Raw genomic sequence first — 13915 nt, 5'->3', positions numbered from 1 at the left:
ACGCGACGGCCATGTGACCGCGGTCACCCAGCACGACCGTCGCCGGAGACCTCGGAGGACATGGCGATGGCCGGGCAAGCGCTCCTGTCGGCTCGCGGGCTGACCCGCGACTTCCGGGGCTTCCGGGCGGTCGACGGCGTCGACCTCGACGTCGCGGCGGGCAGCGTGCACGCGCTGGTCGGCCCCAACGGCGCCGGCAAGACCACCCTGTTCAACCTGCTCACCGGGTTTCTCCGGCCCACCGGTGGGCGGATCGAGCTGGCCGGGCGGGACGTCACCGGGCTGCCCCCGGAGCGGGTCGCCCGGCTCGGCGTGGCCCGCTCGTTCCAGATCACCAGCCTCTTCCCGCAGCTGTCCGCACAGGAGCACGTGGAGCTGGCGTTGCAGTCGCCCAGCGGGCTGGGCTGGCGGTTCTGGCGTTCGGCGAAGCTGATGGGCCGCTACCACGACCGGGCCACCGAACTGCTCGACATGGTCGGGCTCGCCGACCTCGCGCAGGCCCCCGCCGAGGCGTTGGCGTACGGGCGCAAGCGCGCCCTCGAACTGGCCATCGCGCTCGCCCTCGACCCGAAGGTGCTGCTGCTCGACGAGCCGACCGCGGGCATGGGCCTGGAAGACGTCGACCGCACCGTCGAGCTGATCGCCCGGGTCCGGGAGGGCCGGACCGTGGTGATGGTCGAGCACAACATGAGCGTGGTCGGCCGTCTCGCCGACACCGTCACCGTGCTCCAGGCCGGCAAGGTCCTTGTCGAGGGCCCCTACGACGAGGTCCGCGCCGACGAGCGCGTCATCACCGCCTACCTGGGAGCCGCCGATGCTGCGCATTGACACCCTGTCCGCCTGGTACGGCGAGGCGCAGGTGCTGCGGGACGTCAGCCTCGATGTCGCCGCCGGCGAGGTGGTCACCCTCGTGGGGCGCAACGGCGCCGGCAAGTCCACGCTGCTGCGCTGCGTGATGGGGCTGCACGCCGGGCAGCGCGGCACCGTCGAGCTGGACGGGCGTGACATCGGGCGGCTGCCCGCGCACCGGAGGGCCCGGCTCGGGCTCGGCTGGGTGCCCGACGACCGGGGCAGCTACGCCACGTTGAGCGTCACCGAGAACCTCACCCTGCCGCCGGCCGTGGGCCCCGACCCGTGGCCGCTGGAGCGGGTGTACGAGGCGTTCCCCGCCCTCTACGACCGCCGTGACTCGGCGGCCACCATGCTGTCCGGCGGCGAGCAGCAGATGCTCGCCCTGGCCCGGGTGCTGCGCATGGGCGCCCGGCTGCTGCTGTGCGACGAACCGACCGAGGGGCTCTCCCCGCTGCTGGTGCAGCAGGTCGGCGACCTGCTGCGCGAGGCCAAGCGGCACGGCGTCACCGTGCTGCTCGTCGAACAGAACCTGCACTTCGCCACCGGCGTCGCCGACCGGCACTACCTGCTGGCCGAGGGACGCGTCGTGGAGGCGATGGACAACTCCGAGGTGCGCTCGCGGGAACGCGAGCTGCTGTCGTACCTCGGGATCTGATGTCGGAGCTGACCCGCGCGCCGCGCGGATGGAGGGAATGGCATGCGTAGGACCGTGGGTGTGGCCGCGGCGTCGGCCGCGATGGTGCTGCTCGCCGGCTGCGGCGGTGGCGGACCTCAGTCGGGCGGCGACCAGAAGCTGACCGGCGACAAGATCGTGCTGGGCGTGCTGAACGACCAGTCCGGCGCGTACTCCGAGCTGTCCGGCAAGAACTCGGTCAAGGCCGTCGAGATGGCCGTGGCCGACTTCAAGGCCAAGCACGGCGACCAGGCGGTGACGAAGAACATCAGCGTGGAGACCGCCGACCACCAGAACAAGCCGGACATCGCCAACAGCAAGGCCGCCGAGATGTACGACCGCAAGGGCGCGGACATCATCCTCGACGTGCCCACCTCCTCGGCCGCCCTGAAGGTCGCCGACGTGGCCAAGGAGAAGAAGAAGCTCTACTTCAACATCGGCGCGGCCACCACCGACCTGACCGGCAAGAGCTGCAACAAGTACACGTTCCACTACGCGTACGACACGCACATGCTGGCCAACGGCACGGGCAAGGTGACCACCCAGCAGGTGGGGAAGAACTGGTACATCCTCTACCCGAACTACGCCTTCGGGCAGGACATGGAGAAGAGCTTCACCGCCGCCATCACGGCGGCCGGTGGGCAGGTGGTCGGCAAGGACGGCGCGCCGTTCCCGAACACCAGCGGTGACTACTCCACCTTCCTGCTCAAGGCGCCGACGCTGAACCCGAAGCCGCAGGTGCTCGGCACCATGCAGGCCGGCGCGGAGCTCGTGAACGTGGTGAAGCAGTACAACGAGTTCAAGCTGCGGGACAAGGGCGTCGGCCTGGCGGTCGGCCTGATGTTCATCACCGACATCCACTCGCTCACCCCGGCCGCGCTCGCCGGCACCACGTACACCGACGCCTGGTACTGGAACTTCGACCAGACCAACCGGGAGTTCGCCGACCGGTTCCAGAAGGAGACGGGCACCCGGCCGTCGTTCGCGCACGCGGCCAACTACTCGGCCGCCATGCAGTACCTGGAGGCCGTGCAGGCCGCCGGCACCGACGACGCGGACACGATCGTCAAGGCGCTGGAGGGCAAGGAGATCAACGACGTCTTCCTCCGCAACGGCAAGATCCGCGCCGAGGACCACCGGGTCATCCACGACGCGTACCTGGCCCAGGTAAAGCCGCAGGCCGAGGTCACCGAGCCGTGGGACTACGTGAAGGTGCTCGAGACCATCCCGGCGGCGGAGGCGTTCGCCGCCCCGTCCCCGGACTGCAAGCTGTGACCGGTTTTCTCCAGAACACGTTCAACGGGTTGGTGAGCGGGGCGTTCTACGCCCTGCTCGCCCTCGGGCTCGCCGTCATCTTCGGCATGCTGCGGGTGGTGAACTTCGCCCACGGCGCCTTCTACATGCTGGGCGCCTTCGGGGCGTACGTGCTGCTCAGCGAGGCCGGCGTGCCGTTCTGGGCGGCGCTGGTCATCATGCCGGTCGGGCTGGGCCTGCTCGGCATGGCGCTGGAGCGGGCGGTCATCCACCGGCTCACCCGGCTCGACCCGCTGTACAACTTCCTGCTCACGTTCGGCCTCACGCTGATCCTCCAGGACCTCGTGAAGTCCCGCTACGGCGTCCAGTCCAGCCCGTACGCCACCCCCTCGGCGCTCGGCGGCTCGGTGGACTTCGGGCTGTTCGACTTCCCGACGTACCGGGTGTTCATCCTCGGCTTCGCGGTCGCGGTCTGCGTGGCGGTGTGGTGGCTGCTCAGCCACACCCGCGTCGGCATGGTGGTGCGCGCCGCCACCGAGCGGCCCGAACTGACCCGCGCGTTCGGCATCAACGTCGGGCGCTGGGTCACCCCCGTGTTCGGCTTCGGCATCGCGCTGGCCGGCCTCGCCGGGGTCCTCGCCGCGCCCATGCGGGCCGTGAACCCGCTGATGGGTGCCGACCTCATCATCGTGGTCTTCGCCGTCGTGGTGATCGGTGGGCTGGGCTCGATCTTCGGCTCGGTCGCCGCCGGCTTCGGCATCGGCCTCGTCCAGGCGTGGGGCGAGGCGTACCTGTCGGACTTCCCGATCGTGTCGCAGACGATCGTGTTCATCGTGATGGCGGTCGTGCTGCTCTGGCGCCCGGCCGGGCTCTTCGGCCGTGAGGAGGCACCGGCATGACCAGCACCGTCGACACCCCGGCCGAGGCCGGCCGCCCGGCGCCGCCGTCCGGCCTCGTGGCCGTGGCCCGGGCGCCCGGCTGGGTCCGGTACGCGCTGCTCGCCGTCGGGCTGATCGCCGCGCTCTGGTTGCCGTACGGGCTCTACCCCGCCGTGGCCGTCGACATCCTCTGCTGGGCGCTGTTCGCCGTCGCCGTGGACCTGCTGCTCGGCTTCACCGGGCTCATGTCCTTCGGGCACGCGGCCTTCTGGGGTACGTCCGCGTACGTCACCGGGCTCGTCGCCATTCACGCCGGGCTGCCGTTCCCGGCGGCCGTCCTCGCCGGGGCGCTCGCCGCAGCGGTGCTCGCCGTGCCGATCGGGTACCTCGCCGTCAAGCGGACCGGCATCTACTTCGCCATGGTCACCCTGGCGTTCGCGCAGATGGTCTACTACGTGGCCAACGAGTGGCGCTCGGTGACCCGGGGCGAGAACGGCCTCCAGGGCGTACCCCGGTCGTTCTTCGGGGTGGACCTGACCGACGACTTCTACTTCTACTACGCGATCCTGCCGATCGTGCTGCTCGGCCTGGCCGCCGCCTGGCGGGTCGTGCACTCGCCCTTCGGCCGGGTACTGGTCGGCATCCGCGACAACCCGGCCCGCGCGCGGGCCCTCGGCTACCCCGTGCACCGCTACAAGCTCACGGCGTTCGTCCTGTCGGGCTTCATCGCCGGGCTCGGGGGAGGACTCTTCGCCGTCGGGCACCGCTTCGTCTCCCTCGACGTGCTGCACTGGACCACCTCCGGCAAGGCCGTCATCGTCGTCGTGCTCGGCGGCATCGGCACGCTCTGGGGCGGGGTGCTCGGCGCGGCCATCGTGGTCCGGCTCGAGGACTGGCTGTCGTTCTCCGGGTTCGAGGCGATCGGGCTGGTCACCGGCGGCATCTTCGTCCTCGTGGTGCTGCTGTTCCGGCGCGGGATCTGGGGCAGCGTGGCCGTCCTGGCGCGCCGCTGGCTGGACCGTCGAGGGCGGTGAAGACGGCGCTGGCCGGCACCCCGTGTGTGGGGTGCCGGCCAGCGTGTTGTTCATGTGTGTGGTTGTCAGCTGTTCCAGTGCTGGGCGACCAGGTCGGCGGCCTGCTGCTCCCACTGCGCGTACGCGTCCGGGTAGGCCGACACCTGCACCGTCTGCGCCGCCTCGGTCAGCGGCATGTCCTGCCAGCCGTCGACCTGCTTGAGGCCCTTCTGGAACGCCATGGTCGAGTACTCCGGGTCGGTGATCTGCTCCGGCGTGCCCCAACCCGAGCTCGGGCGCTGCTGGAACAGGCCCAGCGAGTCGTGGTCGTTGGCGTCACCCAGGTGACCCAGGTTCTCCAGCTTGGACTCCTGCAGGCTCGTCGCGATCGAGATGACCGCGGCCCGCTCGTCCAGGCCCGACTTCTTCGTGGCCGCGATGATCGCCTTCGCGTTCTTCACCTGCTCATCATCAAGCTGAATCTGCGACTGCTTGCCCTGCACGCCGTGCGGGATCAGCTTCGCCTTGTCCACGCCCGGCTTGTCCGACTGCACCACAGCAACCGGCTTCAGGTCATGAGTCGGGGTGGCGGCATGCGCCGCGATGGGACCGGAGGCGACACCACCGGCGAACGCCAGACCAGCGATACCGAGCACGCTCTTACGCAGCATCGTGTTCATCGAAAGCTCCTCGGGGGTGAGACACCCGCCATGCCCTTGGGGGACGGCACGCGGGTGCGAGCACCAACAGGCGCCCAACAAAACGGGGGAAAGTCTTGGGGGTTCCGGGGCGGCCATAGGGGGTTGGCCTGCGCCCGGGGGCCTGGCGCAACGGGTGGGCGGGGGTGCTCCACCGCGCCGGGTCGGTGTGCAACGACCGGCGGCCCGCCATCATTCCCGGGGCCATGTGCTCCGGCCGGGTCCGTGTCCAACGACCGGGGCTCCGCGATCATTCCGCGGGGCCTGCACTCGGCCCGCACCCTGGCGGGCTGGTGCCTCGGCCGTCGCGGATAGTCAACGCCGCCGACCCGGCGGCGATTCCGGGCCCGGGATGCCACCGGTCACATCCACAAACCACCCATACCCACCCAGCCCGCCACGACCCACCCGTCACCGCGGTCGGCTCGTCCCGCCGCGGCCGTGTCGGGCCGCTGGGTGCGGGTCTCCTCACGAGCGTGATGCCTCAGAGTCATATTTATGCCTCTGAGGCATCACGCTCACGATGGAAGGGGTGCCCGCCGACAGGCCCGCGAACCGGACACACCCCCCCAAACGGGCCCCCAGATCCGGTGATCGACTCGACATCCTGGAAGTCGCGCTGTCCACCCCACCGGGACACCGCGAGATACACGCACCCCGAGTCGATCAACCCCGACCAGTCGGCCGGCGCCTGAGCGCCTCCAGCCGCCACATCAAGGGGACCGCCGCAGGGGCGGCGCGGGCCATGAGGGGCGTGATCCACACCAGATCGCCGATATCGCGGCATCTTGCCCACCTCGACCCCGCCACGTCGGCGAAAAGGAGTCGATCAACGGCGACCGTGGCCGGGCGAGGAACCGTGGCCGGCCGAGGCTGCCGGGCGGGCGGGGCCGCCGGGCGGGCAGGCTCGGCGGGTGACGCCGGACACATACGATACGGACCTGTTCCGTATCGTTAATCGCGGCCGTAGGCTGATCGCGATTACGAGTCTGCCCCGTATCGAATTGTGCTGCGGGGGAACCGGGGGGAGAACTGGACATGGAGATCCGTGACAACACGGGCCACCCGAGGAGGTGGGCGATCCTGGGGGTGCTGGTGATCAGCCTCCTCGTGGTCGTCCTCGACAACACGATCCTGAACGTCGCCCTGCGCACCCTCGCCGACCCGGTGCACGGGCTGGGTGCCAGCCAGGGCCAGCTCGAGTGGGCCATCAACTCGTACACCCTGGTGTTCGCCGGTCTGCTCTTCACCTTCGGCGTGCTGGGTGACCGCGCCGGTCGCCGGCGGTTCCTGCTGATCGGGCTGGTGCTCTTCGGGTTGGCGTCGCTCGTGTCGGCGTACGCCCAGAGCCCGGGTCAGCTCATCGCGGCCCGCGCGCTGATGGGCATCGGTGGTGCGGCGATCATGCCGGCCACGCTCTCGATCATCTCCAACGTCTTCGACCCGCGGGAGCGGGGCCGGGCCATCGGTGTCTGGGCCGGTGCGGTGGGTCTCGCCGTGGCGATCGGTCCGGTCCTCGGTGGCGCGCTGCTGGAGCGCTTCTGGTGGGGTTCGGTCTTCCTCATCAACGTGCCGGTGATCGTGCTCGGCGTGGTCCTGGTCGCCCTTCTGGTGCCCGAGTCGCGGGACCCGAACCCGGGCCGGGTCGACGTGTTCGGCGTGATCCTGTCGGTGGTCGGCCTGGTGGCACTCACGTACGGCATCATCGACGGCGGCGAGCACGGCTTCGACCGGCCGCTCGTGTGGGCGGCGATCGTGGGTGGCATCGCGGTGCTCGCCTGGTTCGTGGCGGTCGAGCGGCGCAGCGACCACCCGTCGCTGGACGTGCGCCTGTTCAGGGTGCCGCAGTTCGCGGCGCCGGTCGCCATCGTGGGCCTGATCTTCTTCGCCGCGATGGGCGTGCTGTTCTTCGGCTCGTTCTACCTCCAGCTGGTACGCGGCTACAGCCCGCTGGAGACCGGTCTGCTGTTCCTGCCGTTCGCCGGCGCCCAGCTGCTGTTCGCCCCGCGCAGCGCCGCGATGGTCCGTCGTTACGGCGGCAAGGCCGTCGCCGCCGTCGGGCTGGCGCTGACCGTGATCTCGCTCGGTGCGTTCGTCTTCGTCGACGCGAGCACCCCGATCTGGGTCGTGCTGATCTTCTACTTCATCCAGGGCGTCGGGATGGCCAACATCATGCCGCCGGCCACTGAGTCGATCATGTCGGCGCTGCCCCGGGAGAAGGCCGGTGTCGGCTCGGCGGTCAGCAACACCATCCGGCAGGTGGGCGGGGCGCTCGGTGTGGCGGTGCTCGGCTCGGTGCTGTCCGCGGTCTACCGCTCCGACGTCGAGTCGGCCCTGACCGGTCTGCCCGACCAGGCGCGGGACACGGCGAGCGAGTCCATCTCCGGGGCGTACGCCGTGGCCGGCCAGCTCGGGCCGGCGGCACCGAAGCTGCTCGCGGTGGCCAACGACTCGTTCGTGACCGCCATGCACTGGGCGGCGGCGCTGTCCGCGCTGGTCGCCGCCCTCGGCATCGTCGTGGCACTGCGCTGGCTGCCCGGCCGCGTCGACGCCCCGGCTCCGGTGCGGGAGGTCGCGGCCACCGAACCGGAGTTGGCCGGCACCCCGTAGGTTCGGCGACAATGTCCGACATGACGTCCCCTGCCGATGCTCCGCGGCCGCCTGGGCGGCCGCGGAGCACCCGCGCCGACGAGGCGATCATCGACGCCACCCTCGACCTGCTCGCCGAGGGCAGCACCATCGAGGCGCTCTCGATCGAGGCGATCGCCAGCCGCGCGGGGGTGGGCAAGGCGACGATCTACCGCCGCTGGCCGGGCAAGGAGGCGCTGCTGCGGGACGCCCTGGCGATCCTCAAGGGCGTCCCGCCGGAACCGGTCGGCCGGTCGGTCCGCGACGACCTGGTGCTGCTGCTCGGCGCGGTGGGCCGCAACGCCGACCCACGAGCCGCGAAGATCATGCCCTGCCTGCTGCCCGAGGTGAACCGCACCAAGGACCGCTACGAGCTGTACCAGGGCGTCATCGAGCCCCGCCGCGCCCGGATCCGGGAGGTGCTGCAACGCGGCATCCGCGACGGGGAGCTGCGTGCCGACCTCGACGTCGAGTTGGCGCTGGCGCTGCTGACCGGCCCGATGCTGATCCAGCGCGTCCTGCGCTGGAATCCCGAGCTGGACGACCGGGTGCTGCCGGAGAAGGTCGTCGACGGGGTGCTGGAGGGCATCCGCGCCCGCTGACGACGCCCGCCGGAACGCCGACCGTCGCCCGCCGGCCCCGGCCCCGACCGTCGGCCCCGGCCGGGCCCGGCTCAGCCGGCGGGAGACCGCAGCCGGTGCAGGCGCAGCGCGAGCTGCACCTCCAGGGCCCGCTCGGGTTTCTGCCAGTCCGCGCCGAGCAGCTGACCGACCCGTTCCAGCCGCTGGGTCACCGTGTTCACGTGCACGTGCAGCTGTTCGGCGGCCCGGGCGAGGCTGCCGCCCACCCCGAAGTACGCCTCCAGCGTCTTGACCAGGGCGGTGCCCCGCCGCGCGTCGTAGTCGACCACCGGGCCGACGGTCGCCGTGAGGAACCCTTCCACGTCCCGGTCGCCGCCGTCGCCCACCGCGCCGAGCAGCAGCCCGACGAAGCCCAGCTCGGCCGTGCTGGCGCCCTGCCCGGCTCGCCCCAGCGCGCCGAGCGCCGTGAGGCATCGGTCGGCCTCGCGGAACGCGGTGGCCAGCGACGCCGGCCCACTGGACGGGCCGCTCGCCCCGGCCGTCACCGCCCGGCCGGTCACCCGGGACAGGTCCCGGGACACCGCGCGGGCGCTGCCGCCGGCGTCCTGGCCGGGAAGCATGAGCACCACCCGGCCGTCGCGCGCCGCGGCCAGCCCGCCGCGTGTCGAGGCGTACGTGGTGGCCCATGACAGCACCCGCTGCCGCGCCGACCCGGTCGCGGCGATGGCGTCGTCGCCCACCGCCACGAGCACGTGGGGGGCGTCCAGGTCGACGCCGAGCCGGCGGGCGCGGCTGCGCAGCGCGTCGGTGTCACGCAGCGGCCGGGCGATGAGGTCGTCGAGCAGCTCGCCGCGCACCCGGCCCTCCGCCTCGGCGACCGTACGGCGGAACAGCAGCAGCAGCGCGGTGACCAGCGCGGCCCGCTCCAGGATCCGCTGGTCGGCGTCGACCAGTTCCTCGTCGGGGCGCAGCACGAGCGCGCCCAGGTTCTCAGCGCCGGCCACCACGGCGGCGTACCAGAGCGACCCCCGGCGCACGCTGCGCCCCTCCGTACGCGACGCCGCCACCGCCTCCACGATGTCGGGCCGTTCCGGCTCGTCGATCTGGCCGACCCGGGCGAGCCGCCGCCCCTCCGCGTCCAGCGCGAGCAACGCCCCGCCGAGCACCTCGACCACCGCGGCGGCCACGTCCTCGACCCCGCCGCCGCGCAGGACGAGGGCGGTCATCCGGTCGTGCGCGGCGGCGGCCCGCTCCACCGAGCTGCTGTGCGCCCGGATGGTGGTGTTCGCGGCCGACAACTCGGCCAGCGCCGATCGGGTCTCGGCGAGCAGCCGGGCGGTGTCGATCGCCACGGCCGCGTGCGCGGCGAGCGACACGAGCAGGGCGACCTCCTCGCGGGCGAACGGCCGCGCCGAGCGGTTCGCCGCGTAGAGCACGCCGATCGAGGTCGACCCGAGCCGCAGCGGCACCCCGAGGATGGCCACGAGCCCTTCCTCGCCCACGCCGGCGTCGATCTCGCCGGTGTGGTGGAAGCGGTCGTCCTCCGGGTAGTTGGCGGTCACGTACGGGGCGCCCGTCTGCGCCACCAGGCCGCCCAGGCCCGCGCCCATGGGCAGCCGCAGCCGTTGGAACCGCGCCGACACCGAGCCGTCCGTGACCCGCATGTAGGTGTCGCCGCGCTCGTCGTCGTTGAGCGTCATGTACGCCACGTCGGCGCCCAGCAGCGTGCGCGCCCGGTGCACGATGGCCCGCAGCACGTCGTCGAGGTCGCGCAGGCCGGCCAGGTCGCTCACGGTGTCGTACAGCCCGGAGAGCTCGGTCTCCCGGCGGCGCCGGCGCTCCAGCAGCGCGCGGACCCGCAGCGCCACGGTCTTCGCCTGCTCCAGCTCGGCGAGCTGGTCGGCGGGCAGGCCGGCGGCGCGGGCGGCGACCAGCGGCCCCTCGAACTCGACCGCGGCCGCCTCGCGGGCGAGCAGTTCGAGGAACTCCACCGGCGACGACATGACGCCCATTGTGCTCAGGGCCACTAGTTCGCCGTCCAGCCCCCGTCGAGGGCGATCGAGGCGCCGGTGATGAAGGCCGCCGGGGCGGTGCAGAGGTACGCCATCAGCTCGGCCACCTCCTCCGGCTCGATGAGCCGCTTGATGGCGGCACGGGCCAGCATGATCTTCTCGATCACCTCGGACTCGGGGATGCCGTGGCTGGCCGCCTGGTCGGCGATCTGGCTCTCCACGAGGGCGGTGCGCACGTACGCCGGGTTGATGCAGTTGGCGGTGACGCCGTGCGCGGCGCCCTCCAGGGCGACCACCTTCGACAGACCCTCCAGGGCGTGCTTGGCCGAGACGTACGCCGACTTGAACGGCGAGGCGCGCAGCCCGTGCACCGAGGAGATGTTGATGACGCGCCCCCAGCCCTTGGCGTACATGTGCGGCAGGGCCCGGCGGATGATGAGGAACGGCGCTTCCACCATGACCCGGTGCAGGTAGGCGAAGCGTTCGGCGGAGAAGTCCGGGAGCGGGGCGACGTGCTGCAACCCGGCGTTGTTCACGACGATGTCCACGTCCGTGTCGAGCCGGTCCACCGCCTCGGCGTCCGCCAGGTCGATTCCCTCGGCGCGGCCGCCCGTCTCGGCGGCCACCGCCTTCGCCGCCTCGACGTTGCGGTCCACCACCAGCACGGCCGCGCCGGCCGCCGCCAACCGCAGGGCGCAGGCCCGGCCGATGCCGCTGCCGCCCCCGGTCACCAGGGCGGTCCGACCGGTGAGGTCGACGTTCACGACGTGGGGGACCGCCACGGGTTCTGCCGTCATGGCGCACAAAACTACGAGCTGTGTGGCCGGGCGCACATGGGGTCGCGACACATACTCGACCGCCAGGGTGTGTGGGAGCGCTGCACGACGGCGAGGCCGCGGATCCCGGGGTCGACGGGTGTGGCGCGCGCCGCCTCCGTCCCCGGCGTGTCCCGCGGGGTTCACTGTTTCCGGCATCGGTAGGGTGTCGAACACACGTACTGCTGGCGGCTGGGGGAGGAGGCGGCGTGCGGGTGCTCGGCGTCGACCCGGGGCTGACCCGGTGCGGGGTGGGCGTGGTCGAGGGCGTGCCCGGCCGGCCCTGCACCCTGGTCGCCTACTACGTGGTCTACACCGACCCCGCCGACGAGCTGCCCCTCCGCCTGCTGCATCTGGACCGCTCGCTCACCGACCTGGTGGCCGAGCACCGGCCGGAGAGCGTGGCCGTCGAGCGGGTGTTCAGCCAGCACAACGTGCGCACCGTGATGGGCACCGCCCAGGCCAGCGGGATCGCCGTGCTCGCCGGGGCGCGCGCCGGGCTGCCCGTGCAGACGTACACCCCGAGCGAGGTCAAGGCGGCCGTGACCGGCTCCGGTCAGGCCGACAAGGCGCAGATGACGGCGATGGTCACCCGGCTGCTGCGGCTGCCCGAGCCACCCCGCCCGGCCGACGCCGCGGACGCGCTCGCGCTGGCCATCTGCCACATCTGGCGCGGCGGCACCCGTTCCAAGCTGGCCGCCGCGGCCGACCGGGCCCGACGAGGAGGAGTCAGATGATCGCCAGCGTGCGCGGCGTGGTCACGGCGACCGGCCCCGACCAGGCCGTGATCGAGGTCGGGGGCGTGGGCCTCGCGGTGCACTGCGCGCCGGGCACCCTCGCCGACCTGCGGGTCGGCCAGCCGGCCCGGCTGGCCACGAGCCTGGTCGTCCGGGAGGATTCGCTCACCCTCTACGGTTTCGCCGACGACGACGCCAAGCAGCTCTTCGAGCTGTTGCAGACCGCCAGCGGCGTCGGCCCCCGGCTGGCCCAGGCGGTGCTCGCCGTGCACACCCCGGACGCCGTCCGCAAGGCGATCGCCAACGCCGACACCGCCGCGTTGACCCGGGTGCCGGGCATCGGCAAGAAGGGCGCCGAGCGGCTCGTCCTGGAACTGCGCGACCGGATCGGTCCCGTGCCGGTGGGCGCGGACGGCGCGGCCGGGGTCACCGGCGGCGCCTGGTCCGACCAGGTCCGCCAGGCGCTCGTCGGGCTGGGCTGGACGGCCGCGCAGGCGGACCAGGCGGTGGCCGCGGTCGCGGAGACCGTCGACGGCCCGACCCCGCCCGTGCCGGTCCTGCTCAAGCAGGCCATCCGGCTGCTGGGCCGCACCCGATGACCGGTCCGGACGGCGGCGGCCTGGTCTCGGCGTACGTCAACGACGCCGAGCGGGACGCGGAGGCCAGCGTCCGGCCGAAGCGGCTGGACGAGTTCATCGCCCAGCACCGGGTGCGCGACCAGCTCGACCTGCTGCTCCAGGGCGCGATGCGGCGCGGCAGCCCGCCCGACCACATTCTCCTGTCCGGGCCGCCCGGCCTGGGCAAGACCACCCTGGCCAACATCGTGGCCGCCGAGCTGGGTTCGGGCATCCGGGTGACCAGCGGCCCGGCCATCGAGCGCTCCGGCGACCTGGCCGCCATCCTCACCAGCCTCGCCGAGGGTGACGTGCTCTTCATCGACGAGATCCACCGGATCGCCAAGCCGGCGGAGGAGCTGCTCTACAGCGCCATGGAGGACTTCCGCGTCGACGTGGTGGTCGGCAAGGGGCCGGGCGCCACCGCCATCCCGCTCGACGTGGAGCCGTTCACGCTGGTGGGCGCCACCACCCGCTCGGGTCTGCTGACCGGGCCGATGCGGGACCGGTTCGGCTTCGTCGCCCACCTCGACTTCTACGCCCCGGCGGACCTGGAGGCGCTGCTGCACCGCTCGGCGCGGATCCTCGGCGTGCCGATAACCGAGGACGGCGCCGCGGAGATCGCCGGGCGGTCCCGGGGCACGCCCCGGATCGCCAACCGGCTGCTGCGCCGGGTGCGCGACTACGCCGAGGTCCGGGCCGACGGCGTGGTCACGCTGGAGACCGCCCGCGAGGCCCTGAAGGTGTACGACGTCGACGCGCTCGGTCTCGACCGGCTGGACCGGGCGGTCCTCACCGCGCTGGTCGACTCGTTCCGGGGTGGCCCGGTCGGCCTGTCCACGCTCGCCGTGGCGGTGGGGGAGCAGCCCGACACCGTCGAGGAGGTGTGCGAGCCGTTCCTGGTCCGGGCCGGTCTGCTGGCCCGTACGCCCCGGGGCCGGGTGGCCACGGAGGCCGCCTGGCACCACCTGGGGCGTACGCCACCGAATGGTACATTTGGCGCCGATGCCCCTCCCGTGCCCGATCTGTTCTCGACCGCGCCCGATCAGCCGTGATCCGTTCGTGATCTGTGCCGCATTCGGCGTTCCCAGGTGCAGGGATTAGACTCGCCGCGGTCTGTACAGGATGTGAGAATCCGCTTCCGCTCCGGCGCGTACGCG

The 13915-nt window shown here is 72.3% G+C and carries 13 protein-coding genes; 10 read left to right on the top strand and 3 right to left on the bottom strand.

Annotated elements, in window-relative coordinates; translation table 11 throughout:
- Positions 1 to 66 precede the first annotated feature (66 nt).
- The 5 genes from D7193_RS00760 to D7193_RS00740 are packed head-to-tail and all read left to right on the top strand — an operon-like array spanning position 67 to position 4691.
- Entirely contained in the window at positions 67 to 828 is a 762-nt protein-coding gene (locus tag D7193_RS00760; protein ID WP_120777454.1) for an ABC transporter ATP-binding protein, read from the top strand.
- A complete protein-coding gene (locus D7193_RS00755) occupies positions 815 to 1507 on the top strand; it encodes an ABC transporter ATP-binding protein (RefSeq protein ID WP_120777453.1) in 693 nt (230 codons plus the stop codon). Before D7193_RS00760 ends, D7193_RS00755 begins: the two co-directional genes overlap by 14 nt.
- A 42-nt stretch (positions 1508 to 1549) precedes the next feature.
- Positions 1550 to 2800: an ABC transporter substrate-binding protein gene (locus D7193_RS00750; RefSeq protein ID WP_120777452.1), complete on the top strand. Its 1251-nt coding sequence runs from the start codon at positions 1550 to 1552 to the stop codon at positions 2798 to 2800.
- On the top strand, positions 2797 to 3678 hold the full coding sequence (locus D7193_RS00745) for a branched-chain amino acid ABC transporter permease (RefSeq protein WP_120777451.1): 882 nt from the start codon (positions 2797 to 2799) through the stop codon (positions 3676 to 3678). Before D7193_RS00750 ends, D7193_RS00745 begins: the two co-directional genes overlap by 4 nt.
- Complete coding sequence (locus tag D7193_RS00740) at positions 3675 to 4691, top strand: branched-chain amino acid ABC transporter permease (protein ID WP_120777450.1); 1017 nt, start codon at positions 3675 to 3677, stop codon at positions 4689 to 4691. The genes D7193_RS00745 and D7193_RS00740 overlap by 4 nt, the downstream gene beginning before the upstream one ends.
- Before the next feature lie 65 nt (positions 4692 to 4756).
- On the opposite strand, the gene D7193_RS00735 is transcribed toward D7193_RS00740, so the two are convergent.
- Positions 4757 to 5350 carry a hypothetical protein gene (locus D7193_RS00735; RefSeq protein WP_120777449.1) on the bottom strand — a complete coding sequence of 198 codons (594 nt, stop codon included), beginning with the start codon at positions 5348 to 5350 and terminating at the stop codon, positions 4757 to 4759.
- Positions 5351 to 6406: 1056 nt separating this feature from the next.
- Between D7193_RS00735 and D7193_RS00730 the strand changes: the two genes are divergently transcribed.
- Together D7193_RS00730 and D7193_RS00725 are read left to right on the top strand one after the other, a co-directional pair.
- Positions 6407 to 7978 carry an MFS transporter gene (locus D7193_RS00730; protein WP_120777448.1) on the top strand — a complete coding sequence of 524 codons (1572 nt, stop codon included), beginning with the start codon at positions 6407 to 6409 and terminating at the stop codon, positions 7976 to 7978.
- Between the two features lie 11 nt (positions 7979 to 7989).
- Positions 7990 to 8598 (top strand): TetR/AcrR family transcriptional regulator, encoded by a 609-nt coding sequence (locus D7193_RS00725; RefSeq protein ID WP_120777447.1) that lies wholly within the window; start codon positions 7990 to 7992, stop codon positions 8596 to 8598.
- A 71-nt stretch (positions 8599 to 8669) separates the two neighbouring features.
- Here the strand turns inward: D7193_RS00725 and D7193_RS00720 are convergent, their stop codons facing one another.
- On the bottom strand, positions 8670 to 10589 hold the full coding sequence (locus tag D7193_RS00720) for a helix-turn-helix domain-containing protein (RefSeq protein ID WP_120777446.1): 1920 nt from the start codon (positions 10587 to 10589) through the stop codon (positions 8670 to 8672).
- 14 nt (positions 10590 to 10603) lie between these two features.
- Positions 10604 to 11386, bottom strand: coding sequence for a 3-hydroxybutyrate dehydrogenase (locus D7193_RS00715; protein ID WP_120777445.1), 783 nt, complete (start codon positions 11384 to 11386; stop codon positions 10604 to 10606).
- A 227-nt stretch (positions 11387 to 11613) separates the two neighbouring features.
- Between D7193_RS00715 and ruvC the strand changes: the two genes are divergently transcribed.
- From ruvC to ruvB, 3 genes are read left to right on the top strand one after another with little or no spacing between them, the layout of a single operon-like run.
- Complete coding sequence (gene ruvC / locus D7193_RS00710) at positions 11614 to 12141, top strand: crossover junction endodeoxyribonuclease RuvC (protein WP_120777444.1); 528 nt, start codon at positions 11614 to 11616, stop codon at positions 12139 to 12141.
- Complete coding sequence (ruvA, locus tag D7193_RS00705) at positions 12138 to 12740, top strand: Holliday junction branch migration protein RuvA (protein WP_120777443.1); 603 nt, start codon at positions 12138 to 12140, stop codon at positions 12738 to 12740. Before ruvC ends, ruvA begins: the two co-directional genes overlap by 4 nt.
- Positions 12737 to 13810 (top strand): Holliday junction branch migration DNA helicase RuvB, encoded by a 1074-nt coding sequence (gene ruvB, locus D7193_RS00700; RefSeq protein ID WP_120777442.1) that lies wholly within the window; start codon positions 12737 to 12739, stop codon positions 13808 to 13810. The genes ruvA and ruvB overlap by 4 nt, the downstream gene beginning before the upstream one ends.
- Positions 13811 to 13915: the final 105 nt, after the last annotated feature.

This window comes from Micromonospora costi, from assembly GCF_003626655.1.
In the GTDB taxonomy this organism is placed as follows: domain Bacteria; phylum Actinomycetota; class Actinomycetes; order Mycobacteriales; family Micromonosporaceae; genus Micromonospora; species Micromonospora costi.
This window is presented reverse-complemented; position numbering and strand designations above follow the sequence as displayed.

Coding starts and splice junctions, on each gene's coding strand:
- D7193_RS00750 (WP_120777452.1), top strand. CDS start 1,550: ATGCGTAGGACCGTGGGTGTGGCCGCGGCGTCGGCCGCGATGGTGCTG.
- D7193_RS00725 (WP_120777447.1), top strand. CDS start 7,990: ATGTCCGACATGACGTCCCCTGCCGATGCTCCGCGGCCGCCTGGGCGG.
- D7193_RS00740 (WP_120777450.1), top strand. CDS start 3,675: ATGACCAGCACCGTCGACACCCCGGCCGAGGCCGGCCGCCCGGCGCCG.
- D7193_RS00730 (WP_120777448.1), top strand. CDS start 6,407: ATGGAGATCCGTGACAACACGGGCCACCCGAGGAGGTGGGCGATCCTG.
- D7193_RS00735 (WP_120777449.1), bottom strand. CDS start 5,350: ATGAACACGATGCTGCGTAAGAGCGTGCTCGGTATCGCTGGTCTGGCG.
- D7193_RS00755 (WP_120777453.1), top strand. CDS start 815: ATGCTGCGCATTGACACCCTGTCCGCCTGGTACGGCGAGGCGCAGGTG.
- D7193_RS00760 (WP_120777454.1), top strand. CDS start 67: ATGGCCGGGCAAGCGCTCCTGTCGGCTCGCGGGCTGACCCGCGACTTC.
- D7193_RS00720 (WP_120777446.1), bottom strand. CDS start 10,589: ATGGGCGTCATGTCGTCGCCGGTGGAGTTCCTCGAACTGCTCGCCCGC.
- ruvB (WP_120777442.1), top strand. CDS start 12,737: ATGACCGGTCCGGACGGCGGCGGCCTGGTCTCGGCGTACGTCAACGAC.
- D7193_RS00715 (WP_120777445.1), bottom strand. CDS start 11,386: ATGACGGCAGAACCCGTGGCGGTCCCCCACGTCGTGAACGTCGACCTC.
- ruvA (WP_120777443.1), top strand. CDS start 12,138: ATGATCGCCAGCGTGCGCGGCGTGGTCACGGCGACCGGCCCCGACCAG.